We start from the raw sequence: 23,418 nt of genomic DNA on the forward strand, positions 1-23,418 counted from the left end.
CTGACCACGTGACCGCCATCCCCGTCGACGGTGACCCGATCGCCGCCCTGCGCGCCGTCGCCTTCTACCTCGAACGCGAGCGCGCCGAGACCTACCGGGTGAAGGCGTACCGCTCGGCGGCCGAGAAGCTCGCCGAGCTCGACCCCGACGACGTCGCGAAACGTGCCCGCGCCGGCACGCTGACCGACCTCAAGGGTGTCGGCAAGAAGACCGCCGCCGTCGTCACCGAGGTCCTCGACGGCGGGACCTCGGCCACGCTCGCCGACCTCGAGGCGCGCCACACCGAGCCCGTCGCGGGCGGCGCCGCGATCCGCGCCGCCCTGCGCGGCGACTGCCACACGCACTCGACCTGGTCCGACGGCGGCAGCGACATCCTCGAGATGGCGCGCACGGCCCGCGACCTCGGCCACGAGTGGATGGTGCTCACCGACCACTCCGAGAACCTCACCGTCGCCAACGGTCTGACCCCCGAGCGGCGCCGGCTCCAGTTCGACGTGATCGCGCAGGTCAACGAGGAGCTCGCGCCGTTCCGGCTGCTGCGCGGCATCGAGGTCGACATCCTCGAGGACGGCGACATCGACGCCCCCGACGACCTGCTCGAAGAGCTCGACCTCGTCGTCGCGAGCGTGCACTCGAAGCTGCGGGCGCCGAGCGAGCTGATGACCGCCCGCATGGTCGCCGGGGTGTCGCACCCGCTGGTCGACGTCCTGGGGCACTGCACCGGGCGCCTCGTCACCGGTGGGCGGGGGACGCGGCCGCCGTCGACGTTCGACGCCGAGGCCGTGTTCGACGCGTGCATCGAGAACGGCGTGGCCGTGGAGATCAACTCGCGGCCGGAGCGCCTCGACCCCCCGCGCACCCTGCTGCGCCAGGCCCTGGCGTCGGGCTGCGAGTTCGTCGTCGACACCGACGCCCACGCCCCCGGCCAGCTCGACTGGCAGCCCTACGGCGCCGAGCGCGCCGAGGAGTGCGAGGTGCCGGTGGACCGCATCGTCAACACCCGCTCCGCCGACGACCTCGCCGCCTGGCGCTCGCTCAACCGGTGACGGCGACCTCGCCGGTCTCGAGCACCGACTTGAGGTTCGACAGGATCCCGGGCCATCCCTGCGACACGCCCGCGCGCATCTCGCTGTCGGGCGCGAAGTCGTCGTGGGTGACGGTGAGCTTCACGGCCTGACCGGCCGGCTCGATGTCGAACGTGACCTTCGAGATCTTCTCCTGCCGCAGCTCGGCGAGGCGCTCGTCGCTCCACCCGAACATCTCCGCCATCTCGGGCTGGTAGTTGTGCCAGCTGTACGACAGGCGCCGGGGCGGGTCGGCCTCGAGGACGTGCTGGTCCCAGTCGTGGTGCTCCTCGCCCTGCATCGACCACAGCACCTTCGCGCCGGGCGTCCAGTCGGACTTCGGCCCACCACCGTCGAAGTAGCGGGTGATCCACGCGGGGTCGGTGAGCGCCTGCCAGAGCTTCTCGGGCGTCGTGCGGATGTAGGTCACGTAGACGAAGTCGTCGGACACGTCGGTCTCCTCCAGAGCGCTCTTGAGATCGGCGAGGGCCTCCGCCCGCGCCCGGTCGTACCGCCGGATCCACCGGTCGGCGACGTCGTTGATCGGCGCGGCGTTGAGGTGGTGGTGCTTCTCCCGCCCGTGCCACGACGTGACGACGAGCCCCGCGTCCTCGAGCACGCCCAGGTGCTTCGCGACGGCCTGGCGGGTCATCTGCAGACCCTCGCCGAGCTCGCGCAGCGACTGCCCGCCGCGGTCGCGCAGGGCGTCGAGCAGGGCCCGCCGACTCGGGTCGGCGAGGGCCCGGAACACGTCGTCCATCACCACTCCGATCAGGCAACCAGCAGGTTGCCCATCCGACGATAGGGAACCGATCGGTTGCCTGTCAACGACGGGCGCCGGAAGCCGTTTGCGGGGTGATCGCGACGCGCCTACGTTGGGACGTACACGGGAGAGGAGGTGGTCCAGCGTTGAAGAACGACAGGACTCGTGAGGTGTCCGTCAGCTAGTCGCTCGAAGGCCGTGGAATTGGCCGGTCCGCAGGCACAGTGATCCTGCGGCAGGGCGGCCAGCGAATCCAGGCAGGACACCAGCCCCCGGAGCCCCCGACCTCGTCCAGTCGGGGCCCGATCGCCCGGCATCGCGCCGGGTCGACGGGAAGCCGCTCCGGGGGCCTGCCTGTCTCCGGGGCAGGCCAGTTCCTGCGCTAAGGCGCTACCAGCGCGAGGCGTGCAGCCGGTCGTCGACGCCGAACGACGAGCCGTAGGGCGCGTCGAAGGTCGAGCCGTAGGGGCGCTCCCCGGTCGTCGCGCCCGGGGTCTCGCCGAGCGGGTCGCCCGCGAGCGGGCGGCCGTCGAACGCCCAGCCACCGGTCGTGGGGGCCGGCTCCGGCGGCGACTCCAGCGGGTCGCCGTGCCGGCCCAGGGGCTCGGAGAGCGCCGACGACGATCCGGGCAGGGAGTCGGACGGCGTCTCGGTCCGGGTGTCCGGCGGGGTCATCCGGGTCCGGCTCGGGCCGGGACCGTGCGGGCCGGTGCCGGGCAGGCCGCCCTCGGCGACCCACTTCGCCTCCTGCGCGATCCGGTACGTCTGGCACGGCCAGCTCGCCCGGGAGCCGCCCTGGAAGCACTCGTGGCAGTTCTGCTGCGCGTCGGGCACGTGCTCGGCGAGCACCTTGCGCCAGACGTCGGGCATCTCGGACATGACCACGGCCATCGACATGCGGTGGCTCCTCTCCGTGCGGGCGGCGCGCCTGGGGGTCAAGCACTCCGTCGGGGCCCGCGGGCAACCGGTGCAGTGGGTGAGGCGTCGAGATCGGGGAGTGCTCCACCTGTCGCATCGGTCGTGCGCGCCGGAGGCGGAACCTCCGGTACCCGGTGTTCGTACTCGTTTCCTCACCGCGGCACGACAGTGACCCGACGGTGACCATCCGTGACCCTGCGTCAGACGGTCACCCGACGCTTCGTTCTGGCGAGACCCAGCATGCGGCGGCGTCGGATCCGGGTGCAAGTCCCTGACCAGGCGAAACGCCCCGTCATGTGTCCGGGGCGTCACGCGGGCTCACCTGGTCGGGAGCGGCCGACTGCACCGAGTGGGGACGCGTGCACGGAGCGCGCCGACGTCAGCGGGCGCGCCGGACGTTCGCCGAACGCCACGATGGATGCGCCGAACGGACCAGTGATGGACGGGTTCGGCCTGCTCTCGGCGGGTCCGGCGAGTCGCCCGGTTACGCTTTCACCGCGACTCGTCGTCGTTGCGGGGCCTCTAGCTCAATGGGTCAGAGCTACGGACTTTTAATCCGTTGGTTGTGGGTTCGAGTCCCACGGGGCCCACCCCTCGCCCTGGTCAGGGCGTTCCACTGTGCAGTTGTCCAAGATCGCGGTACCGCTTACGGGCCGGAAACGCCTTCCTCGCCCTCGTCGTGGTGGGCGCGCTCCAGCGCCTCGGCCGCCGAGGACGACACCGCCCGCCGGCCCAGGTACCGGTTCTGTGTCATCGACACCTGGGCGTGCCCGAGCTGGTCGGCGATCTCCCGAGCGGTCAGCCCGGCGCCGTCGAGCACCGTCGCGGCCGTCTTGCGGAACACGTGCGAGGTGACCCAGGCGAACTCCTCCGAGCCCCTAGCCGCCCGCAGCGCGCGCAGGGTGTTCGACGGGTCCCGCCAGCCGCCGAGCGAGTCCGGGAAGACGGGGCCGCGACCGCCGGCCGCGAGGAATCGACGCCGCAGGATCGAGCGCCCGTACCCGGGGACGACCAGCGTGCGCTCCCCGGCGCTGGTCTTGGTCGCCTTGCGCACGAGCCCGACACCCTTGATCCGGATCACCGTCCAGTCGATCGCCACGGTGCCCGCGTCCAGGTCGACCTCATCCCAGCTCAGCGCGAGCGCCTCACCGATCCGCACCCCGGTCGCGAGCATGAAGGCGCACAGGTCGGGCAGGTCCTTACGCCGGGCGTCCTCGTCGCCGGCCAGCCGGCTCACCCACGCCTTCCGTTCCTCGGCGGTCAGCGCCCGAGGCCGGCGCTTCGGCTGGCCGCCCACGTTGGCGATCTCGCGGACGGGGTTCGTCGGCAGCGCCCCGTGCCGCACCGCGAGCCCGAGCACGCCCGAGAGCACGGTCCGGACCAGCTTCGCCGTCGGGGCGCCCTGGTGGAGGTGGACGAGCTGCACCACCCGGTCGACGCGGGGGACCGTCAGTTCCCGCAGCCGCAGCTCCCCAACCGCGGGCAGGACATGCCCCTGGAGCGTGGACCGGTAGACCTGGGCGGTGCCGGGCGAGCGCCGGCCCTGCTCGACGAGGACGTCGACCGCGCTCATCCACTGCTCGGCCGCGACCGAGAACCGGGAGTCGCCGGTGAGCCCGGAGCCACCGGTGACCTTCGCCCGGTCGCGGAGGTCCTCCCGCAGGCGGTTCTTCGCCGCCGCAGCGGTGGCGGCCACCCGCTTCACCTTGCGGGTCACGCCGTCGTGATCACGGAAGCGCGTGACGGCGCAGAAGCCGCCGCCGGCCACGGGATGCGTGGTGATGTTGCCGTACGTGCCGATGGGCAGGGGTGGACGAGGCACGGCTACCCCACCTTCTCGACCTGCTCGTCGAGCCACCGCTCGATCTCGGCCTCGCGGTACCTCACGTAGCGGCCGACGCGGGTGCCTCGCGGGCCGTAGCCGGTCCGGCGCCAGTGGTAGATGGTCATGATCGGGACGCCGAGGAACTCGGCGAGGTCCTGGACGGACCAGAGTCGCTCTCGCGGATACATCGGGTTGGTCTCCTGGTCAGGCTGCGGTGTCGGTCTCCTCCTTGGCGGCTCGCCTCCTGGCTCTGGCGTTGGCGGCCGAGGTGTTGGCGAGCAGCGCGTCGGCGCTGGTGTGCCAGCCGATGCCGGCGAAGACGAGCGAGTTGACGATGACCTCGGTGGTGTCCTCGTCGGCGAGTTCCTCGTCCTCGTCGGGGCGCGGAGCGTGCTCGCGGCGCCAGTCGCGACGGGCCTGGCGCAGGGCGCCGAGGGTGGTCGAGTAGCGCCGGGAGCGGGTGGAGAAGTGGCCGCCGAACCCGAGCATGTGCGCCCAGCGCTGGAGCCGGCCCCAGCCGGCGGCCCACTCCTGGCTGTCGGCCTGCTCAGGTCGGGTGCCGAGGTGCCAGCAGGTGTCGATCTGGCGGCCGGGGTGGGTGTCGAGGCGGGCGTACTCGCGCACGGTGTCGGGGCGCAGCCGCTTGGACGCATGGCCGGCGAGTTCGGTGGCCTTGGTGGCGTACTTCGCAAGGTAGCCGGCGACAGCGCCGGTGGTGATCTCGCCGGTGTCATCGAGGTCCAGGCGCGAGAGTCGCACGGGGCGCGGGTCGACCTGCTCGCCCCACACGATCGGCCAGCCGGCCTCGCGGGCCGGGTGCGGAGCGGTGGCGAACCGGGTGTCCTCCACCGCTCGACGGAGCACGGTGGCGAGGTGGTGGGCGCCGACCCGGGCGTCGGGGACGAGGACGGCGTCAGCGTCCTTAGGGTCGCGGCCGTCGAGGCGGACCAGGGCGTGCAGGTGCACCGCGCCGCGCGCCTGGAACTCGGCGACCTTCGTGTAGCTCAGACGCAGCGTGATCCGGTGGCGCTTCTCCAGGGTCTTGATGCCGCGTCGGGCGGCGATCATGGTGCGGCGCCACAGCTCGCCGGCGTGAAGGTTCCACACGGCCTGGGCGGGGTGGTCGTAGCAGTCGAGGCACAGCGGGCTGCCCAGCTCGGGCGCGTCGTCGTCGTGGCGGTCGAAGCACGCCAGCGGGACGCCGTGCGGGCAGTGCTCGAGGTGGCGGCGCGGGCGGCAGGCGATGGTGCGCCCGGCGCGGTCGGTGCGGTGCGCGTGGACCGGCCCGAAGGACGGGGCGGTGACGGTCAGAAAGACGCACGGGTGCTCGGCCACCGAGGCGGGGACGCCCTTGCCGCCGACGAGGCCGGCGGTCACGAGCTGGTAGGTGTCGGCGCGGTAGGTCTCCGCGCACCCGGCGCACACCGAAGCGCGGCGGTTGCCGCAGGGCGTGTACAGCACGCCGTCGGGCATCTCGGTGGTGTGGGTGTCACGGGTGATCCGGCCGGTGGAGGCCTCGACGCGGGTCACGGTGCCGACCAGGCGGATCGGGTGCGAGCAGCCGGCGGCGTTGGCCACGTGGCTCATCCACCGGTTGTGATCCGCGCGCACCGCGGTCGCGAGCTCGGCCAGGGAGGCGGTCTTGGCGTCGCGAGCTCGTCGCCGGGCCCCGAGGGACTCGACAGTCGCACGAGCGTCGGTCGCGGTGGTCATGCCGCGTCCCGGGCGCGTAGGCCGGTGGCGTGGTCGGCCAGGGCGTAGACCTGCTCGTCGGACAGGTACGCGGACTTGATCCGGCGTGGTTCGCCGCCCTCGGCCAGCAGGAGTCCCACGCCCTTGTCTTCGGGCGCGATGTCGGCGGCGGTGTGGCCTCGGGTCGCCCAGCCGGCACCGAGCACGATGTCCGAGCTGCTATCGGTGGTGCAGCGGAACGCCCACCGGTAGCCGAATAGGTCACGCAGTGACGTGGGGATGATGTCCGAGCTGGGGCGCTGGGTGGCGGCGACGACGATGATCCCGGCGGCCCGTCCCCGGGCGACGAGGTCGCGCACGCCGACGGAGAAGGCTTCGCGCTGGGTCTTCGTGCCAACGGTGGCCGAGTAGTAGGCGACCTCGTCGAGCACCACGACTACGGGCTCGATGCCGTGCACGGCGTCGTCGGGGGTGATCTTGCGGCGGCGTTCGGTGTCGAGCAGCTCGTAGCGGCGGTCCATCTCGCCCTGCAGCGCGCCGAGGGCGTCGATGGCATCGTCGAGGTCCGGGCCGACGAACCGCTCCGCGCAGGTGCGCCAGAGGCCGAGTTCGACGAGCTTGCCGTCGAAGAGCCAGAGCCCGCAGTCGGTAGCCAGGGCGGCGTGGCCGACGATGCAGTTCAGCCCGACCGACTTGCCGGCGCCGGGCTCCCCGGCGAGCAGAGCGTTGCGGTAGGCGAGGGTCACGCGGACCGCACGGCCGTACTCGTCGACCCCGAGGTGGATCGGGTCCCAGATCGACAGGACGGACGGCGCGGGCGCCTCGTTGCAGACGGCCGGGGTGCGAACGGCGGTGACCCAGTCGCGGAGCAGGGCGCGGAGGCGGGTCGGCTCAGACATAGTCCGACCAGTCCCCGCCACGGTCCGGCACCGCGGTCCGGTCCTCCTTCGCCCGCTCGGTGTGGTCGATGACCAGCGGGACGTCGTCGTGCTCGTCGAGCGTCGCGCGCGGAGCGGGGACCGACGTACCGGCTCGGTTCCCAGTGCCCGACCAGTGCCGGTTGGCCGGCGTCGGCGGAACGATCCGGTGCCGCGCGGGGGCGCCTCGCCGGTGGTGGCGGTCCAGTCGTCCAGCTCGGAGGCGATCAGCTCGCAGGCCAGCGGGTCGCGGCGGATCACATCCACCTTCACCAGGGCGGTCATCCGACGGGTCGGGGTGACGCGGGCGTCGCGGGCGAAGCACCCCGAGGCGATCCACTCGACCTCGCCCTCGACTTCCGACGGGCTGATCCCGGCGCGCAGCAGCAGCCACACGGTCTCGCCGACCTCGGTCGGGTGCGACCACAGGAACAGCGGAGCGGCGCGGGAGAAGTTCAGGCAGCGACGCTCGACGAGGACCTGACGCAGCCGGTGGCGGGTCATCGTCGCCATTGCTCGTCGGCTCACGCACCTGCGCAGGGCGGGAACCGCCGCCAGGACGGCGATCACGACGGCGACGAGAGCGAGCGCGGCGCCCCAGGGCATCCAGGTCGTGAGCAGCAGCCAGCCGGCGACCACGGCGAGGCCCGCCATGATCTCGGCGCGGAGCCGGATTGCCAGGCCCGCGACACGTGCGGCGGGGTGCGTGGTCGGGGCGGTGATGATCTCGAACCCGTCGGTACGAGAGGCGCGGAGGAATGGACGGGATCGGGCGGAAAACGAGGCGGAACGGGCCATGACGATCACTCCGTGGAGAGCCGAGGCCGGACCGCGCCGGCCGGAAGATGAGACGAGGGAGGGAGGTCGGGGCTGCGGGGAAGTCAGCCCCGACCCCCGTGGGAGCGGACGGCCCGATCAGTCGGGCCAGGCCAGGGCCGCGCAGATGCCCGCACACGCGAAGACCTGCGAGCCGGTCTCGGAGCGGCCGACCGGCACGGCCGCGATGCCGGCGGGCCCAGAGCGAGTGCCGGGTACCGGGGCGGGCCGGTAGGCGTCAGGAAGCTCGGGCCAGGTGAACGAGCGCTCGCACATGACGCACTCCGTGCCGTCGGCCTGAGTGGAGTTGAGTCCATGCCAGAGCGCCTCGCCGCGGGCTGCGGCGGTCACGAGCCCGAGCCCTTCGGCGTGGGCGCCGACGCGGGCGTGTGCTCGATGGCGTCCGCCCTGAACGCGACCCCGGAGCGCTGCGCCTGCTGCCAGGGGATCGCGACGAGGTTCACCGGCCGGACCTCCGCGCCCTGACCGACGTCAGGTGCCCCCGGAGTGGTCACGGGGATGATCTCCGCACCGTCGTCGTCGAGCTTGATCAGCTGCGTGACGAACAGCGGGGTACCGGTGATGCGGTCCGTGCGCTGGCGACCCTCCATGTCGTTCTTCGGCTTCGGGACCACGCCCACGCTCTAGCGGGACGCCGAGGTGTCCACTTTGATCGCTGCCATGCCTGCGGTCCTCCAGGGACTCGTCGCGCGATTCCCGATCTGTTCGGGGCGCAACACCAGGAAAACCGCAGGTCAGCGACTCGACCCGCACAAGAGTGCGACCCGCACAGATGTGCGGGTCGTGTGAAGTGCGATCAGGCGGTCGCTGCTCGGCGCGATTCCAGCGCGCGGACGACCCATTCGGGGTCGAAGCCGGCGACGACATCCCCACCTGTACCGGAACGAACGGGAACAGGCGGTCCCAGACGACCGGAGTGTGGGTCGAGGAACATCACACCGGCCGACGTGAGCGTGTCAAGGGTCGACGCCCATGCCGGGTGAGCCCACAGCCGGTCGTTGACGAACAGCACCGACACGATGGTCGCTCCGGTGCCGAGTGCATCGCACAGAGTCCCGGTCACGTGGTTGTCCATGACGCCGCGGGCGATCTTGTTGGCCGTGTTAAAGGTCAGCGGGAACGCCACGACGTGATCGGGGCGGCTCTCTCGTCGTTGCTCGTCGGGCTGGCGACGGCGTGTGGACGCAGGTGCTTCCGACGCCTTGGACAACGTGTCGGCGTCGATCCATTCACTCCCGGACTCGGTCACGCCGGCCGACACCGACCAGCCGGCGCCGACCAGCGCGCGCGCCACCTCGTCAGCTCGGGCTGCCAGCGGAGCACCGCAGACGACCAGGCCAAGAGGCGACGACATGACGTCAGTGCAGCACACCCGCGCGGGTCGCGAGAGCTTGCAGCGCCGAGCCGTGGCCGCGCTTGGACCGCGCGAGCATCTCGCGAATGACCTCTCGGGCCATCACGTTGTGCGCGACCGCTTCGGATGCGGCGCTCTCCGCCTCGAGGAGGTTCAGCGTCGCCTCCGCGTCGCGCTTGCGCTGCGCCTGGGCCCACGCCAGATCGAGATTCACCTGAGCGCGACGGCTCGCGAGACCCTCGGGCAGCCGGTCGAGGTCGACCGCGGCCGCTGCGTCGAGCGCCGCTGCCGGGTCGCCGAGCTCGGCTGCCACCGAGACCCGGTGGATCGCAACGTTCGTCGGGCCGAAGGCGGTCCAGGCGTAATTCGCGTCGTGCCCGAGCATCTCTGCGAGCATCTGAGCGCGATCGAGCCGGCGCTCCGCCTCCCACTTCTCAGCGCGACGGGCGGCGATCACGCTGGATATCAGCCAGAGTGCGCCGGCTACGGAAACCAGCGCCGGGTCGTCCGACCGCACGCGCGGCACGAGCTGCTCAGCCATCCGCGTCGCGAGCTGCTCGGCCTGGTCGACCTGATCCGACCGCAGGAGCGCAGTCACGACCTGATAGATCGCCATGCCCTGCACGACGTTCGAGTCGGTGCGGCCTGCTGCCATCGCCGCGCGATCCGCTGTCACAGCGCCGAGGTCGCCGACGCCGAGCTTCGTCAGCAGCTTCGAGGCGACGACGTATGCCTCGACATAGGACAGTGCCGCCTCGCGGTCATCACCGGCCGCGCCCAGAAGCGCCGAGTCTGCCTGTCCGATCAGCAACGGCAGCTCGCGGATGACGCTCGCGTACTTGGCCGCCTGATACTCCTGGTGGAGGTCCGAGGCCACGGCGCGAAGCGACGTCGCCGTCGGCGCCGGTACGTCGTCCTCCACGAGGTTCGCGTATCGAGTGAGTACCGAGCGAATCTCGCCGAGTCCCTCGGCCCGAGGGCCGCCGTTCGGTGCAAGCTGCCACGGAGTGCCTGTGAGCGCTTGCACCTCAACGTCGAGCAGCCGCGAGAGGTCAAGGAGAACGGACATGCGGTCGACAGATCGAACGCCACGCTCGACCTGCGAAAGCCAGGACTCAGAACGTCCCAGCAAGCCTGCTAGGGCGGCCTGACTGATGCCGCGACGGCGACGATAGGTAGCGATTCGCTTGCCTATAGACTCGCCGACCATGCATTCAGTATGACACAACAACTCCTTGGATGCACCAACAAAGACTCCTGGATCGCCGAAAATAATGACTCGACAGTAGGAGGATGAGTGCCAACGTTCTTAGCCGTGCTATCCGCGATCTCGCCGATTCTTACCGCGGCTGTCGCTATCGGAGCGATTGTCTACACTCGGCGGAGTGCCTCCGACACAATCAAGAAGGATCTCGGCGTCAAGCTGTGGGACAAGAGGACGGAGGTCTACCAGGACCTCATGTTGTACGTGAACGAGAGTGACATCCGAAAGATGGGCTCAGTCGAAGATTTCTGCGAGAGAGCGCGAGCTGGTGACTCCGCTCTCATTCCCGTCGACGTCGACAGCGAGGAATGGAAGCGTCTGGGCTCTCGGGTAAGCATCTATGCTTCGAAGAATGTCGCTTCCCTCTTTTCTTTTTGGAAGTTCACTCTCGCGGGTTGGTCGTGGAACCGATCTGCTCTGGTCGTGAACTCAGATAAGGACAACCCGGACTTTGACCGTGATGCCGCCGAACGAGATGAAGAGGAGACGGCTAAGTCGCTGACCCTTCTTCGAGACGAGCTACTCTTGCATATCCGGGCGGAGCTCGACTTTCGTCAGCGTGCTATGCCCAAGATCGAGTTTCGCCGAGGTGCTGTTGACGGATTCCAGGCCATTCGAATGACGACGCGTGCACCGTTCAGTCCGATGGAATTGGTCGCCGACTCGTACGGCATGATGATTGCTTCCGGCCACCGAGAGCCGGATGGCTGGAGCTTCACCCTTGTGTTCGATCGGGACCTCTTCGGGCAGGACGGCTAGTGGTGAGGATTTTCTCTACGTCTTCAAGCCGGCCCTGACGGGCCGGACGGGCGGGCTCGCTGCGGCCCCGCCTCCTGTCTTCGACCCGGCGTGCCGCGCGGCCACGCCCGCCGAGGCCCCCCCCGTTCCGCTATAGACGAGGAAGCCCTAAGCGGCTGCGCCAGTCGATCACCACGGTCATGTAATCGAAGCAGGCCAGGTCGAGCCACCTTCCTTGCAGGCTGCCACCCTTCGCGGTCGTGCGCACGATCTCGCTCCGGATTTCGTCAGCGATGTCAAGATTCGATAGTTCCGAATAGTCGAAATCGAGCTCGAACTCCTTGCCCTGCCACTCATAGCGTTCCTGACGAAAACGTCGTTGAAACCGCTTCTGCGGCAGTTTGTACGTATACGCTTTGACGCACGGTCCCGGACCGTCATGTATGAGCCTGAGCCAGCCGATCACCTGAGCGTACGGGAATCCGCCTCGGTCATGGACGAGCGAGTCCATCAGTCTGTCCTCAACGCGCTGTATCTGCTCAGGCGAGGCAACTTCGACCACGGATGGCAACATCATGCTCCTAGCGGTTTCGCGCAGCTCCTCGCGTTCCTTATCCCATCGTTTGGGAGTTACTCGGTAGGCGGCGATCTCAAAGAGCGGTGAGCCGAACTCGGCTCCGATGTTCTCGACCGGGCGTCTCTTCATTGCGAGAGATTATCGAGGTTCTAGCGGCTAAGCTAGCTCCGCGAGCTGAGGGCGGGGTAGGGGTAGTCCTCGCTCGCCGGGTCGAAGTGCGCTCTACCTGTAGCTATGGGTCGACTTCCGACACGACACTAGGCTAAACGGGTAATCTTGCTTGAAGATCCAAAACAGTTGTCAGATTTGTGGTTCCCCCACCCGTCTCGCAGTCTCACCAAATGTCAGAGGACCTGACATTGGCAAAGTGGCGAGGACGTTCTGCTCACCGCTATGAAGGTCCCTATGAACGAAGACCACGACCACGGGGGCCTTAGCCCAAACCGTTGCCATTCTCTATCTCGGCAATTCGACGCCGATAAAGGCGAAGAGCGTCGAGTTCCTCGTCGTGCGGACCCTCGCGAGCAGTCTACTGCTACGTCGTCAGGTGCACGCGGGCGCGCGCGTGCGCGATTGCGCCGCGCCCTCTACGTAGCTGGAGGGCTTCTGCTCTCCGGGCTAGCCACCGAGGCAGGCAGCAAGATCCTTGATGCCCTCGTATCTTGGATCGGACTCTAGGAGTGCCGTCGGCGGGGCGCTCGCCGCCCCCGCACCCCAGGCGACCTCCGGGGAGGGGGTAGGGCAGGTCTCCCCGCCGGCCACCGCGAGGGCGTAGCACCCCAGGGCCAGGGGGCCAGGTCGTTCAGCGCGTCGGGTGCTCCACCTGGCCCCCTGGCCCTGGCGCGCTCCGGGAGGACCTGGCCGACGGGGAGACCGCACAGGCCCGTCATGTCTGGACTACGTCGACGAGCTCGGGCAGCGTGCCGGACATGACCGAGCAGGAGCAGGTCCAGGCCCAGGGTGAGCAGGATGCCTCGATCGCGCTCGCCGAGGAGGACTACTGGCAGATAGCCGGCGGCGGGATGCTCACGGTCCGACCGGTCGAGGAGTGGGTCCCGAGGGCGCACCGACGTGCCTACCTCGACGGTGCGGCGTCCGTCCTCGGCTACAAGCCGCTCATCTCGGCCTGACGCCGGGACAAGATCACCGGCACCGCTTACTGCCCTCTACCGGCCGCTAACGACCAGCAGGGCCGGGAGACGGCCGGAACCTCGCGAGAGCGTCAGCGCAGCTCAGCGCGGGTGCTCACCATCGACCGCGAACGTCACCAAGCCCGGACTACGACTCCGTTGGTTGTGGGTTCGAGTCCCACGGGGCCCACCACTCTGCCCAGCGCCCGATCACCGGGCCGGCCGGTACTGGGCCGCCACGCCCTGCGCGCGCTCCAGCGACTCCTTCCACTGCTGCGTGCTCAACAGGCGTGTCGTCCGACCCGACCGGGCCGCCCCTCCCGCGCCGATGGTGAGCGCCACGCTGGCCGCCGCCGTGTCGTCGGGCGCGTCGAAGACGATCACGATGTCGCGCTCGCCGAGGGGGTGACCGGCGACCACGACCGTGACGCCGGCAGCGTCGTAGAGGCCTCTGGTGGCCTCCAGGCGATCCTGGGGCTCGCGGATCTGGGCCGCCAGCGACTCGGCCGTATAGGCGGCCTCGTACATGTACAACGGCATCGCCGACCTCCTCGGGTTTCGCGCCTCGGTGCGAACGCACCTACTCGTCAGCGGCCGAGCGCCACGTGGAAAGCGTGCGCGTCGGAGATGTCCTCGAAGGAGGCTTCCAGTCCGTCACGCATGCGGACCACGTGCGCGAACCGGGATCGGAACGACGTCCCGCTCTCCCGAGCGGTCCCGGCGAACCAGCCGAGCACGACGATCACGTCCCCGGCCTCGAGGAACTCGTCGGGGGTCACCGTGAACTCGCTCCAGTCCTCGGGGATCGGGGCGAACACGTTGTCCACGATCGCCTGGGGTCCGACGTAGCGGCCCTGATAGGGCCCGGCCCCCTCGATGCACTCGATGTCGGGCTGCATCACCGCGAGCACACCCGGCACGTCGCCGCTGTTGAAGGCGCCGTACGCGCCCTGGACGGTGGCAACGTTGGTGCTCTGCGTGGTCGTCACAGAGCCAGCATCTACCGCGTCACACAGCGCGGACATGACGGCAACTACGTACTGGTCTGCGCGCCCATGACAGCGGGTGCAGCGGCTCGGTCACGCGAACGGCCCGCCCGGCCCGAAGGCGTGCGCGGCGAAGCGCTCGGCGATCAGGCGGTGGGTGGCCGGATCGGGGTGCAGGCGGTCGGGCAGGGGCAGCGCGGCGGCGTCGCCCTCGCCGTAGAGATCGAGCCCGTCGAGCAGGTGCAGGTTCGCGTCGTCGGCGCGCTGGGCGACGACGCGGGCGAGCTCGTCGCGGACCACCCGCAGCGAGAGCTTCCCGGTGGGTCCGGCGTTCACGTCGGCCGGGTCGCCGGTGGCCCGGAACCGGACCGTGCCGTCCGCGAAGTCGGGCGCGCCCGGGCCGGGGGTCGTCTCGTGGATCGGGCAGAGGATCGGCCCGACGACCAGCAGCGGCGTGGTCGGGTGCCCGTCGCGGACCGTGTCGAGGAAGCCGTGCACGGCGGGGGCGAACGCCCGCCGGCGCATGAGGTCGCCGTTCACGATGTTGATCCCGATCTTGATGCTGAGGAGGTCCGCGGGCATCGCGGCGATGGCGCGCGCGACGAACGGGTCGAGCATCATGCCGCCGCTGAACCCGAGGTTGACCAGCTCGAGGCCGCAGCTCGTGGCCACGAGCGAGGGCCACGTCCCGGTCGGACCCGCGGCGTTGGACCCCTGGCTGATCGAGCTGCCGTGGTGCACCCACACCGGCCGGTCGCCCGACGGTTCGGGGCTCACCGGGGCGTCGGCACGCAGCGCGACGAGCTCGGTCGGCTCCTGGTGGGGCAGCCAGACCTCGAGCCGCTTCTCCCGCGGCGGCAGCCCCGCGAACCGGATCGTGGCGACCGGCCCGTCGTGGGTCTCGGCCTCGCCCGTGGCGAGGTCGAGGACGACGGCGCGGCCGCCGCTCGAGTGCTGCTGGTCGGTGGGGACGCCGTCGACGAGCAGGTCGAAGCGCCCGTCGGGACGCGGCGGCATGCCCCGGAACGACGTGGTGGTGCGGTGGGCGTCGATCTCGACGACGGTGGCCGTCGTCCGCAGCACCAGCCGGACCCCCGCCGGGCACGACTCGGCGCCGAGGACCTGCGCCTCCGCGCGCGCCCGTGCCGCCGCGGGCAGGCGGTGCGGTCGGACCCCGCGATCGGTGGCCTCCAGCTCGACCGCGCCGCGCACGAGCTCGGCGGTGATCGGCACGGCGGTCAGGTCAGGCACGGCGGCGTCCCCTCCAGGACGGTGTCGAGGGCGTCGAGCACCCAGGTCCAGCTCTGCTCGGATCCGGGCTCGCTGTGGCTGAACCCGCCGGCGAGCTCGAGGTTCACGAAGCCCCGGAAGGTGCTGCCCAGCAGGCGCACCGCGTGGGCCTCGTCGGGCTCGGGCAGGCCGTAGCCGCGCAGCACCGCCCGGATCATGCGGGTGTGCCGGGGCCCGGCGCTCGCGGCGGCGTCGGCCGGGTCGAGCCGGTACTCGCCGGCGGCGTAGCGGCCGGGGTGGTCGCGGGCGTACTCCCGGTAGACGTCACCCAACGCCACGAGGGCGTCCCGGCCGGCCCGTCCGGCCAGGGCCGCCGCGCCGAGATCGGCCATCTCGGCCAGCGCCAGCCGACATGGGAAAGGAGGGTAATGCCCGTAGCCAGGAGCTAGGGCGTGGGCTGGACCACGGAGATCACCTGGCCGTCCGGGTCGCGGAACCAGGCGATGAGCACGTCCCCGAAGTCGGCGATGCCCCGCTCGTCGGTCCGCCACGGCGGCTCGCCGTCCATGGACTCCAGGACGACGCCGCGCTCCCGCAGGTCGGCGACGGTCCCGGGGAGGTCGTGCGTCCGGAACGACGCCAGGGGCCACCCCGCCTGCCCGGCATAGCCGGCGTCGCTCATCAGGTAGAGGAGCGTGCCGCCCCCGGCCCGCAGGACGGTGCCGCCGCCCGGCACCGGCTCGCCGGCGAGGCCGAGGGTCTCCTCGTAGAACGCCCGGGAGCGGGCCATGTCCGACACCGGGACGACGGTGGCGACCGCCAGGTCGGCGGGGGAGGTCGAGGTCACGCCTGCGATCCTGGAAGAGGACTGACGAGTATGTCAATCGAACCATCGCCGGTCAGTTGCCGACGCCGAGGCTCGCCATGAACGCCGCCGGATAGCGGTCGCCGCGTGCCGAGCCCGCCGGGACGGCCTGCTCGATCCGGGCGAGGTCGTCCGCGCCGAGCGTCAGGTCCGCCGCCGGCAGCGCCTCGTCCAGGCGGGCCCGCGTGCGGGCGCCCACGAGCGGCACGATGTCGTCGCCCCGGGCGGCCACCCAGGCGAGCGCGAGCTGGGCGACGGTGCAGCTCCGCGCGGCCGCGACCTCGCGCAGCGCCTCGACGAGGGCGAGGTTGTGCTCGACGTTGCCGGCCGCGAAGCGCGGCGTGGCGCTGCGGACGTCGCCCGGCGCGGTGTGCCCGGCGGTCCAGTGGCCCGAGATGAGGCCGCGCCCCAGGACGCCGTACGCGGTGAGCCCGATGCCCAGCTCGCGCAGGGTCGGCAGGACGTCGGCCTCCACCGCGCGGGACAGCAACGAGTACTCGATCTGCAGGTCGCTGATCGGGTGCACGGCGTGGGCGCGGCGGATGGTGGCCGCGTCGACCTCGGAGAGACCGACGTGCCGCACGTGGCCGGCGTCGATCATCTCGGCGATCGCGCCGACGGTGTCCTCGATCGGCACCGCGGGGTCGAGCCGGGCGGGGCGGTAGACGTCGACGTGGTCGGTGCCGAGCCGCGTCAGCGAGTAGGCGAGGAAGTTCTTGACCGCCTCCGGGCGGTTGTCCTGGCCGCTGAAGACATGGCCCGGACCCCGCAACGCCCCGAACTTGACGCTCAGGGTGTAGCTGTCGCGGTCCCGGCCGCGCAGGGCCTCGCCGAGCAGCATCTCGTTGTGGCCCATGGCGTAGAAGTCGCCGGTGTCGATCAGCGTGACCCCGGCGTCCAGCGCGGCGTGCACCGTCGCGATCGCCTCCGCGCGGTCGGGCTCGCCGTAGGCCCCGCCCGACATGCCCATCGCGCCCAGGCCCAGCGCGGAGACGGTCGGCCCGGTGCTGCCCAGTCGTCGCGTCCGCATGGCGTCCTCCTCATGCTCGGTGATCACTGGGACCCACCGTGCGCCCACGCCGACCGGCCCGGGAGAGGAGCGTTCATCGTGGGAGAGGCTCTCCCTGGATCGCCCGCCGCGCCGGGGGGATCGTCGGGTCATGCAGCGCGACGAGCTGGCCGACTTCCTGCGTCGGCGCCGGCAGGGCATCCGCCCGGCCGAGGTCGGTCTCGCCGACGGGCCGCGGCGGCGCACCGCCGGCCTGCGCCGCGAGGAGGTGGCGATGCTCGCCGGCATGTCGACCGACTACGTCGTCCGCCTCGAGCAGGGCCGCGGCAGCCAGCCGTCGACCCAGCTGCTCGCCGCGCTCGCCCGCGCGCTGCGCCTCTCCGAGGACGAGCGCGCCCACCTGTTCCACCTCGCGGGCCACCCCGCGCCGCCCGCCGAGGGCACCGCCCGCCTCGCCCGGGCCGGCCTGGTGCGCCTGCTCGACCTGCTCGACACCCCGGCGATGGTCCTGTCGGACCTGGGCGAGGTCCTCGCCCAGAACCGCTCCTCGGTCCTCGTGGCCGGCGACCACACGGGCGCTTCCGGCGACCGGCGCTACCTCGCGTACCGCTGGTTCACCGAGCCGTCCGCCCGCGCGTCCCATGCGCCCGAGGAGGTCGAGCGGCACTCGCGGGAGCTCGTCGCCGACCTGCGCGCCACCGCCGGCCGGCGCTCCGGCGACCCGGTCGTGACCGGGCTCGTCGCGCGCCTGCAGGCCGCGAGCGCCGAGTTCCGCCGGCGCTGGTCCGAGCACGAGGTCGCCGTACGGCGTGCGGACCGCAAGACGCTCGCGCACCCGCGGGTGGGCGCGCTGGTGATGGACTGCGAAACGCTCGTCACCCCCGACCAGCGCCAGCAGATGGTCGTGCTCACCCCGGCGGACGCCGAGACCCGCGAGCGCCTCGACCTCCTGCGCGTCCTCGGGCTCGAGGAGTTCCCGGTGGCCGCGGACTAGGGGCGGGTTCGGTAGGCGTCCACGAACGCCGGCACGGCGTCCGCCCCGCGCACCGCGTCCGGGCTGATCACCTCGTCGACCGCGCGGCCGCGCAGCACCTGCTTGACCGGGCGTTCGAGCTTCTTGCCGGTCAGCGTGCGCGGCACGGCCGGGACGGCCGCGACGAGGTCGGGCACGTGCCGCGGTGAGAGGTTGCGGCGCAGCCCGCCGGCGATCCGGGCGCGCAGGTCGTCGTCCAGCTCGGCGCCGTCGGTGAGCTCGACGAACAGCAGCAGCTCGCCCGAGCCGCCCTCGTCGTCCTCGAGGTGCACGACCAGCGAGTCGGCGACCTCGGGCATGTCCTCGACGACGTCGTAGAACTCGGCGGTGCCCAGCCGCACGCCGCCCCGGTTGAGCGTCGCGTCGGAGCGCCCGGTGATCACGCAGCTGCCGCGGTCGGTGAACCGCACCCAGTCCCCGTGCCGCCAGACGCCGGGGAACGTGTCGAAGTAGGCCTCGCGGTAGCGATCGCCGTCCGGGTCGTTCCAGAAGCCGACCGGCATCGACGGCATCGGCGCCCGCACGACGAGCTCCCCGAGCTGCTCGACGACGGGGTGGCCGTCCTCGTCGAACGCGGCGACGTCGTGGCCGAGCCCGGGCCCGGCCATCTCGCCGCGGTACACCGGCTGCCAGGGCCCGCCGCCGACGAACCCGCTGCACACGTCGGTCCCGCCGCTGAACGGATTGAGGATGAGGTCGGGGCCGAGGTGGGAGTAGACGTAGTCGAACGCCTCGGGCGGCAGCGGCGCCCCGGTCGTCCCCAGCTGGCGCAGCTCGGGCCAGCGCGGCGGGACGATGCCCTCCTTGCGGCAGGACGTCAGGTACCCCGGGCTCGCGCCCAGCAGCGCGACCCCGGTCTCGGCCGCGAGCCGCCACTGCGCCCCGAGGTCCGGCCACAGCGGGTTCCCGTCGAGCAGCACGACGGCGCCGCGGTGCAGCAGCACCGAGATCGTGATGTTCCACATCGCCCAGGCGGTGGTGGTGAACCACAGCGTCCGGTCGCCGGGGTGGATGTCGAAGTGCAGGCCGAACAGTCGCAGGTGCTCGAGCAGGATGCCGCCGTGCCCGTGGACGATGGCCTTCGGCAGCCCCGTGGTGCCCGACGAGAACAGCACGTAGAGCGGGTGGTCGAACGGGAGGTCGGCGAACTCCAGCGGGCCCGGCTCGGCGAGCAGCTCGTTCCACGTCATCGCGTCCGGCACCGGGTGCGGCCCGTAGTCCAGGCCGACGACGTGGCGCACGCTCGGGAGGCCCGCGCGGATCGTCGCCAGCTCCTCGCGCTGGTCGATCTCCTTGGCGCCGTAGGTGTACGACGCCACGGCGAGCAGCACCGTCGGCTCGAGCTGGCCGAGCCGGTCGACGACGCTGCGGGCGCCGAACTCCGGCGCGCACGCCGCCCAGATCGCCCCCAGGCTCGCCGCGGCCAGGAACACGACGATCGTCTCCGGGACGTGCGGCAGGTACCCGACGACCCGGTCGCCCTCCTGCACGCCGAGCCGCTGCAGCCCGGCGCGGGCGCGCCCGACCTGGTCGCGCAGCTCGCCGTACGTCAGCTCCTGCGGCTCCCGGGTCTGGGAGCGGGCGATGATCGCCGTCCGGTCGGTGTCCTCGTCGGTGCCGAGCATGTGCGCGGCGTAGTTCACCCGCGCCCCCGGGAACCACTGCGCGCCCGGCATCTCCGACGACCCGAGCACCCGCTCGTAGGTCCCCGGCACCCCGTAGTGGTCCCAGATCGAGCCCCAGAACGCCTCCGGCTCGGCCACCGACCAGCGCCACAGGCTCCCGTAGTCGTCGAACTCCAGCCCGTGCGTCGACGCGAGGTACTCGCGGTAGGCGCCGAGCCCGGTGCCCTCGACCGGGCCGGGCGAGCGGAGCAGCGACGGTCCGTCGGGAGCGTTCATGGATCGAGATGGTGCCGCGTCCCGCGCCGACGGCCTACCCGTCGGCCCGGAGGCTTCCCGGGACGCCCTGGCCGGCCCCGGGGAGACGGCGGGGTGGCAGGACCGGACAGGGTCACCTCACATCTCGCCGGAGTGCCCGCTCGTCGTTCGCAATCGGACGATCGGTTGCGTCCGATGGGACAGGAAGCGCACAGTCTGTCCAGCCTTGGCGGGTCCTTGCTCGGCCTCCTCGGTGAGGCCTCGGGGGTTGACCGCACAGCGCCGGGGCCGAACGCGCCGTCACCGATGCCGCCGCCGCACCCGGCCACGGGCCGCCGCCCCCCGGCGGCCCGTCCACCGGGACGTGGCACACCGTCGCCGCCTGCAGGGGAGCGCGGCGCCGGTGCGGCGTCGGTGACGGTGTGCTCTACGCCAGCGGCACCGCCGGGTCGGCGTGACGGCCGCGGTCGAAGGTCTCCTCCAGCCGCACGAGCCGGGCGATCGGGTCGGTGACGTCCCAGATGTTGACGTTCATCCCCGCCAGCACCCGCCCACCCGCGAGCCAGAACGCCACGAACTCGCGTGAGGAGAGCTCCCCGCGCACCACGACCTCGTCGTACTCGCCGGGCGCGACGTAGCCGGTGTACTCCATGCCGAGGTCGTACTGGTCGGTGAAGAAGTAGGGCAGGTGGTCGTAGGCGGTCTCGTCGCCGAGCATCGCGCGCGCCGCGGCGGGGCCGCCGTTGCGCGCATTGTCCCAGTGCTCGACGCGCAGGTGCCGTTCGAACGCCGGGTACCAGAGGTTGGCGACGTCGCCGGCGGCGTGCACGTCCGGGTCGGAGGTGCGGTGGCGGGTGTCGACCACCACGCCGTTCGAGACCTCGAGCCCGGCCGCCTCGGCGAGGTCGGTGTTCGGGGTGATCCCGACGCCCACGACGACCGCGTCGGCGTCGATCTCGGTGCCGTCGGCCAGCCGGACGCCGGTGACCCGCCCGTCGCGCCCGGTGATCTCGGCGAGGTCGGTGTCGACGCGCAGGTCGACGCCGTGCTCGCGGTGCAGGGTCGCGAAGACCTCGGCGATCTCGGGGCCGAGGACGCGCAGCAGCGGCAGCGGCGCTGACTCGACGACGGTGACCGCGACGTCGGCGATCCGTGCGGCGGCGGTGACCTCGAGGCCGATCCACCCGCCCCCGACCACGACGATCCGCGACGAGGACCGGATCGTGGCGGCGATCGTGTCGCTGTCGCCGAGGGTGCGCAGGTAGTGGACGCCGTCGAGGTCGGCGCCGGCGACGGGCAGCCGCCGCGGCGACGATCCGGTGGCGAGGAGCAGCTTGCGGTAGCCGACCCGCTCACCGTCGGCGAGGACGACCTCGTGGGCGTCGCGGTCGATCGCCGCGGCCCGCGTCCCCGAGCGCAGCTCGACGCCGTGCTCGGCGTACCAGTCGGCGGTGTGCAGGTAGACGGCGTCGCGGTCCGCGTTGCCCTGCAGGTACTCCTTCGACAGCGGCGGGCGGTCGTAGGGCCGCTCCTGCTCCTCGCCGATCAGCACGACCCGTCCCGCAAAGCCGTCCTCGCGCAGGGTCTCCGCGGCCTTCGCCCCGGCCAGACCCGCACCGACGATGACATGGGTTCCCTCGTCCGCCATGGCGACGATGGTCGACCTCCCGGGCCGCGGCGACAATCCCGCGCGCGCCTCCCGGGAAGAGGCGGTCCCGCCGGCTCACGAGGTCGAACCGGCGGAACCTGGGTCAACGTTCGTCCGCGGACATCCGGTCGACCTGGCGCTGGCGATACCCGCCAGGGCGATCGGGCCTAACGTCCGGCCGGACCCTCCGGCAGGTGATCGCGTCCGTTGCGCTTGCGCACCTCGTCGACGAGCCAGGTCGCGACCCCGACGAGCTTCATGTTCGTCTGCTGGGACGACTCGACGAGCATCGAGAACGCCTGCTCGGGCCCGACGCCGAAGCGCTCCATGAGGATGCCCTTGGCCTGCCCGATGACGTCGCGGCTGTCCAGCGCGACCGTCAGCCCGGCCACGCGCTTGGCCCCGTGCAGCGCCAGCGCGGCCTGCGCGGCGAAGAGCGCGCCGGCATCGGCGGACGACTCGTCGAACGCGTGGGGCGACGCGGCGTACAGGTTGAGGGCGCCGGCGCTGCCGCGGTCGGCGAACAGCTGGAACGCCATCAACGACCGGAAGCCCCGCGCCAGGGCGGCGTCGGCGTAGCGCGGCCAGCGCTCCCGGGCGATCTCCATGTCGTCGACGACGCTGCGCTGCTCGGACCAGATCGACTCGAGGCAGGGGCCCTCGCGGATCTCGGTCTGCAGCTCGTCGAGCTCGCGGACGGCGTCGTTGCTGGGGGCGTACGCGTCGACCGTCCCGCCCCGCTCGACGAGCGAGACCCCGGCCTGCTCGACGTGCGGGATCGTGTGGATCGCGCCCCGCACGATGAGGCCGACCGTGTGCTCGACGCTCTCCTGGGCCGGGCGGTCGACGAGGCCGCGCGCGGACTCGTCGAGGATGCGCGCCAGCATCGCGCCGTCGCGCTCCTCCTCGTCGGGCCGGCCGTCGGCGTGGCCCTCGCGCTCCGTCGTGGACGCCATGCGAGCAGGATTACCACGGAACGAACAGACCGACACTGACGATCAGGTCGACGCGGCGGCGTCCTCAGGCGCTGCGCAGCTGCCAGTCGGCGCGGTCGGAGAGGTCCTCCGGGTCGGGTCCGGTGCGCCAGGCGAGGTCGACGCCGGCGAAGCCCTGCGCGGCGACGACACGGCGGAAGTCGGCGTAGCTGCGGCGACCCGGGGCGTCGGCGACCTCGTAGGCGTCGAGGACCCGGACGAGCATCCAGAGGGCGACGAAGCGCAGCTCCCACACCAGCGCGAGCCCCGCGAGCACCGCACCCAGCACGACGACGACCGTCACCACTGCCTCCCCACGACCCTGTGATGCACGCTGCATCGGTGCCGTGACGGAGATCGTTACCGCGCGCGACGACGGCCCCGGATCGCCAGGATTCGGGGCCGTCGTCGGGGGGCGGGGAGCCGCCTACTGGTGCTTCTTCTGGTCGGCGTCCTTCTTGTCCGCCTCGGCGCGGGCCTTCTGGGCCTCGGCCTCCTTCTGGCGGGCGGTGTCCTCGGCGTCGGCCTTTTTCTGCTGCTCCTTGCCCTCGCGGGCGACGTCGTCCTGGCCGGTGATGGCCCCGACGGCCTCCTTGGCGCGCCCCTTCAGGTCCTCGGCCGACGTGTTCTCACTCATGGTCGTCTCCCGTCGTCGAGTGGTGTCCTCGGTCGACGGGGGCCTACCCGATCATCAGGACGCCGCACACGCGCCGC

At 71.6% G+C, this 23,418-nt stretch carries 25 protein-coding genes, 1 tRNA gene and 1 pseudogene; 5 read left to right on the forward strand and 22 right to left on the reverse strand.

The features are described from left to right. Positions 1 to 8: 8 nt before the first annotated feature. Positions 9 to 1,046, forward strand: coding sequence for a PHP domain-containing protein (locus tag EV188_RS22060; protein ID WP_133828466.1), 1,038 nt, complete (start codon positions 9 to 11; stop codon positions 1,044 to 1,046). Here the strand turns inward: EV188_RS22060 and EV188_RS22065 are convergent. Beyond that, positions 1,036 to 1,824 carry an ArsR/SmtB family transcription factor gene (locus EV188_RS22065; protein WP_133828467.1) on the reverse strand — a complete coding sequence of 263 codons (789 nt, stop codon included), beginning with the start codon at positions 1,822 to 1,824 and terminating at the stop codon, positions 1,036 to 1,038. The two genes, EV188_RS22060 and EV188_RS22065, sit on opposite strands and share 11 nt — an antisense overlap. Positions 1,825 to 2,217: 393 nt before the next feature. After that, positions 2,218 to 2,724 (reverse strand): hypothetical protein, encoded by a 507-nt coding sequence (locus EV188_RS22070; protein ID WP_133828468.1) that lies wholly within the window; start codon positions 2,722 to 2,724, stop codon positions 2,218 to 2,220. 537 nt (positions 2,725 to 3,261) lie between these two features. Here EV188_RS22070 and EV188_RS22075 point away from each other — a divergent pair. Continuing rightward, a tRNA-Lys gene (locus tag EV188_RS22075) sits at positions 3,262 to 3,335 on the forward strand. A 56-nt stretch (positions 3,336 to 3,391) separates the two neighbouring features. Here the strand turns inward: EV188_RS22075 and EV188_RS22080 are convergent. The 8 genes from EV188_RS22080 to EV188_RS22115 all read right to left on the reverse strand — a co-directional run bounded on the left by EV188_RS22080 (position 3,392) and on the right by EV188_RS22115 (position 10,580). Further along, positions 3,392 to 4,567: a site-specific integrase gene (locus EV188_RS22080; protein WP_133828469.1), complete on the reverse strand. Its 1,176-nt coding sequence runs from the start codon at positions 4,565 to 4,567 to the stop codon at positions 3,392 to 3,394. A 2-nt stretch (positions 4,568 to 4,569) separates the two neighbouring features. Next, the gene (locus tag EV188_RS22085; protein ID WP_133828470.1) at positions 4,570 to 4,758 is read right to left on the reverse strand and encodes a helix-turn-helix transcriptional regulator; all 189 of its coding nucleotides are present in this window, start codon (positions 4,756 to 4,758) and stop codon (positions 4,570 to 4,572) included. Positions 4,759 to 4,774: 16 nt separating this feature from the next. Next, positions 4,775 to 6,283: a replication initiator gene (locus EV188_RS22090; protein ID WP_133828471.1), complete on the reverse strand. Its 1,509-nt coding sequence runs from the start codon at positions 6,281 to 6,283 to the stop codon at positions 4,775 to 4,777. Beyond that, complete coding sequence (locus EV188_RS32745) at positions 6,280 to 7,833, reverse strand: FtsK/SpoIIIE domain-containing protein (protein ID WP_243741900.1); 1,554 nt, start codon at positions 7,831 to 7,833, stop codon at positions 6,280 to 6,282. Before EV188_RS32745 ends, EV188_RS22090 begins: the two co-directional genes overlap by 4 nt. 261 nt (positions 7,834 to 8,094) lie before the next feature. Further along, complete coding sequence (locus EV188_RS22100; protein ID WP_243741901.1) at positions 8,095 to 8,271, reverse strand: hypothetical protein; 177 nt, start codon at positions 8,269 to 8,271, stop codon at positions 8,095 to 8,097. 71 nt (positions 8,272 to 8,342) lie between these two features. After that, on the reverse strand, positions 8,343 to 8,630 hold the full coding sequence (locus tag EV188_RS22105) for a hypothetical protein (protein WP_243741902.1): 288 nt from the start codon (positions 8,628 to 8,630) through the stop codon (positions 8,343 to 8,345). Between the two features lie 182 nt (positions 8,631 to 8,812). After that, positions 8,813 to 9,370, reverse strand: coding sequence for a flavoprotein (locus EV188_RS22110; protein WP_133828473.1), 558 nt, complete (start codon positions 9,368 to 9,370; stop codon positions 8,813 to 8,815). Positions 9,371 to 9,374: 4 nt separating this feature from the next. Then, positions 9,375 to 10,580: a helix-turn-helix domain-containing protein gene (locus EV188_RS22115; protein ID WP_133828474.1), complete on the reverse strand. Its 1,206-nt coding sequence runs from the start codon at positions 10,578 to 10,580 to the stop codon at positions 9,375 to 9,377. 105 nt (positions 10,581 to 10,685) lie between these two features. Here EV188_RS22115 and EV188_RS22120 point away from each other — a divergent pair, with 105 nt between their 5' ends. Then, positions 10,686 to 11,393 (forward strand): hypothetical protein, encoded by a 708-nt coding sequence (locus EV188_RS22120; protein ID WP_133828475.1) that lies wholly within the window; start codon positions 10,686 to 10,688, stop codon positions 11,391 to 11,393. 130 nt (positions 11,394 to 11,523) lie between these two features. On the opposite strand, the gene EV188_RS22125 is transcribed toward EV188_RS22120, so the two are convergent. Further along, the gene (locus EV188_RS22125) at positions 11,524 to 12,078 is read right to left on the reverse strand and encodes a hypothetical protein (protein ID WP_133828476.1); all 555 of its coding nucleotides are present in this window, start codon (positions 12,076 to 12,078) and stop codon (positions 11,524 to 11,526) included. Between the two features lie 800 nt (positions 12,079 to 12,878). Here EV188_RS22125 and EV188_RS22130 point away from each other — a divergent pair. Further along, positions 12,879 to 13,079, forward strand: a complete 201-nt coding sequence (locus tag EV188_RS22130) for a hypothetical protein (protein WP_133828477.1) — start codon at positions 12,879 to 12,881, stop codon at positions 13,077 to 13,079. A 210-nt stretch (positions 13,080 to 13,289) separates the two neighbouring features. Here the strand turns inward: EV188_RS22130 and EV188_RS22135 are convergent, their stop codons facing one another. The 6 genes and pseudogenes from EV188_RS22135 to EV188_RS22160 all read right to left on the reverse strand — a co-directional run bounded on the left by EV188_RS22135 (position 13,290) and on the right by EV188_RS22160 (position 17,190). After that, a complete protein-coding gene (locus tag EV188_RS22135; protein WP_133828478.1) occupies positions 13,290 to 13,619 on the reverse strand; it encodes a GYD domain-containing protein in 330 nt (109 codons plus the stop codon). A 47-nt stretch (positions 13,620 to 13,666) separates the two neighbouring features. Then, entirely contained in the window at positions 13,667 to 14,068 is a 402-nt protein-coding gene (locus EV188_RS22140) for a nuclear transport factor 2 family protein (RefSeq protein WP_166660014.1), read from the reverse strand. Positions 14,069 to 14,158: 90 nt separating this feature from the next. Beyond that, a complete protein-coding gene (locus EV188_RS22145) occupies positions 14,159 to 15,307 on the reverse strand; it encodes a GDSL-type esterase/lipase family protein (protein WP_133828611.1) in 1,149 nt (382 codons plus the stop codon). Next, a pseudogene (locus EV188_RS22150) lies at positions 15,304 to 15,702 on the reverse strand (TetR-like C-terminal domain-containing protein); the annotation flags it as partial. The pseudogene EV188_RS22150 and the gene EV188_RS22145, both read right to left, overlap by 4 nt. A 38-nt stretch (positions 15,703 to 15,740) precedes the next feature. Beyond that, positions 15,741 to 16,142, reverse strand: coding sequence for a VOC family protein (locus EV188_RS22155; protein WP_133828480.1), 402 nt, complete (start codon positions 16,140 to 16,142; stop codon positions 15,741 to 15,743). A gap of 52 nt (positions 16,143 to 16,194) precedes the next feature. After that, positions 16,195 to 17,190 carry an aldo/keto reductase gene (locus EV188_RS22160; RefSeq protein WP_133828481.1) on the reverse strand — a complete coding sequence of 332 codons (996 nt, stop codon included), beginning with the start codon at positions 17,188 to 17,190 and terminating at the stop codon, positions 16,195 to 16,197. 130 nt (positions 17,191 to 17,320) lie between these two features. On the opposite strand from EV188_RS22160, the gene EV188_RS22165 reads away from it, so the two are divergent. Continuing rightward, positions 17,321 to 18,163 carry a helix-turn-helix transcriptional regulator gene (locus EV188_RS22165; protein WP_133828482.1) on the forward strand — a complete coding sequence of 281 codons (843 nt, stop codon included), beginning with the start codon at positions 17,321 to 17,323 and terminating at the stop codon, positions 18,161 to 18,163. Here EV188_RS22165 and EV188_RS22170 read toward each other — a convergent pair. From EV188_RS22170 to EV188_RS22190, 5 genes are all read right to left on the reverse strand, one after another. Next, positions 18,160 to 20,103, reverse strand: a complete 1,944-nt coding sequence (locus tag EV188_RS22170; RefSeq protein ID WP_133828483.1) for an acetoacetate--CoA ligase — start codon at positions 20,101 to 20,103, stop codon at positions 18,160 to 18,162. The genes EV188_RS22165 and EV188_RS22170 overlap by 4 nt on opposite strands. Positions 20,104 to 20,509: 406 nt before the next feature. Continuing rightward, positions 20,510 to 21,730 carry an NAD(P)/FAD-dependent oxidoreductase gene (locus EV188_RS22175; protein ID WP_133828484.1) on the reverse strand — a complete coding sequence of 407 codons (1,221 nt, stop codon included), beginning with the start codon at positions 21,728 to 21,730 and terminating at the stop codon, positions 20,510 to 20,512. A gap of 167 nt (positions 21,731 to 21,897) precedes the next feature. Continuing rightward, on the reverse strand, positions 21,898 to 22,686 hold the full coding sequence (locus EV188_RS22180; RefSeq protein ID WP_243741904.1) for an ANTAR domain-containing protein: 789 nt from the start codon (positions 22,684 to 22,686) through the stop codon (positions 21,898 to 21,900). A 64-nt stretch (positions 22,687 to 22,750) separates the two neighbouring features. Beyond that, complete coding sequence (locus EV188_RS22185) at positions 22,751 to 23,008, reverse strand: hypothetical protein (protein ID WP_133828485.1); 258 nt, start codon at positions 23,006 to 23,008, stop codon at positions 22,751 to 22,753. A gap of 123 nt (positions 23,009 to 23,131) precedes the next feature. Further along, the gene (locus EV188_RS22190; protein WP_133828486.1) at positions 23,132 to 23,341 is read right to left on the reverse strand and encodes a CsbD family protein; all 210 of its coding nucleotides are present in this window, start codon (positions 23,339 to 23,341) and stop codon (positions 23,132 to 23,134) included. Positions 23,342 to 23,418: the final 77 nt, after the last annotated feature.

Origin of the sequence: Actinomycetospora succinea (assembly GCF_004363095.1) — a bacterium.
GTDB lineage: Bacteria > Actinomycetota > Actinomycetes > Mycobacteriales > Pseudonocardiaceae > Actinomycetospora > Actinomycetospora succinea.

Coding starts and splice junctions, on each gene's coding strand:
- EV188_RS22065 (WP_133828467.1), bottom strand. CDS start 1,824: ATGGACGACGTGTTCCGGGCCCTCGCCGACCCGAGTCGGCGGGCCCTG.
- EV188_RS22070 (WP_133828468.1), bottom strand. CDS start 2,724: ATGTCGATGGCCGTGGTCATGTCCGAGATGCCCGACGTCTGGCGCAAG.
- EV188_RS22085 (WP_133828470.1), bottom strand. CDS start 4,758: ATGTATCCGCGAGAGCGACTCTGGTCCGTCCAGGACCTCGCCGAGTTC.
- EV188_RS22090 (WP_133828471.1), bottom strand. CDS start 6,283: ATGACCACCGCGACCGACGCTCGTGCGACTGTCGAGTCCCTCGGGGCC.
- EV188_RS32745 (WP_243741900.1), bottom strand. CDS start 7,833: ATGGCGGGCCTCGCCGTGGTCGCCGGCTGGCTGCTGCTCACGACCTGG.
- EV188_RS22100 (WP_243741901.1), bottom strand. CDS start 8,271: ATGTGCGAGCGCTCGTTCACCTGGCCCGAGCTTCCTGACGCCTACCGG.
- EV188_RS22110 (WP_133828473.1), bottom strand. CDS start 9,370: ATGTCGTCGCCTCTTGGCCTGGTCGTCTGCGGTGCTCCGCTGGCAGCC.
- EV188_RS22115 (WP_133828474.1), bottom strand. CDS start 10,580: ATGGTCGGCGAGTCTATAGGCAAGCGAATCGCTACCTATCGTCGCCGT.
- EV188_RS22125 (WP_133828476.1), bottom strand. CDS start 12,078: ATGAAGAGACGCCCGGTCGAGAACATCGGAGCCGAGTTCGGCTCACCG.
- EV188_RS22130 (WP_133828477.1), top strand. CDS start 12,879: ATGACCGAGCAGGAGCAGGTCCAGGCCCAGGGTGAGCAGGATGCCTCG.
- EV188_RS22135 (WP_133828478.1), bottom strand. CDS start 13,619: ATGCCGTTGTACATGTACGAGGCCGCCTATACGGCCGAGTCGCTGGCG.
- EV188_RS22160 (WP_133828481.1), bottom strand. CDS start 17,190: ATGCGGACGCGACGACTGGGCAGCACCGGGCCGACCGTCTCCGCGCTG.
- EV188_RS22165 (WP_133828482.1), top strand. CDS start 17,321: ATGCAGCGCGACGAGCTGGCCGACTTCCTGCGTCGGCGCCGGCAGGGC.
- EV188_RS22170 (WP_133828483.1), bottom strand. CDS start 20,103: ATGAACGCTCCCGACGGACCGTCGCTGCTCCGCTCGCCCGGCCCGGTC.
- EV188_RS22175 (WP_133828484.1), bottom strand. CDS start 21,730: ATGGCGGACGAGGGAACCCATGTCATCGTCGGTGCGGGTCTGGCCGGG.
- EV188_RS22180 (WP_243741904.1), bottom strand. CDS start 22,686: ATGGCGTCCACGACGGAGCGCGAGGGCCACGCCGACGGCCGGCCCGAC.
- EV188_RS22190 (WP_133828486.1), bottom strand. CDS start 23,341: ATGAGTGAGAACACGTCGGCCGAGGACCTGAAGGGGCGCGCCAAGGAG.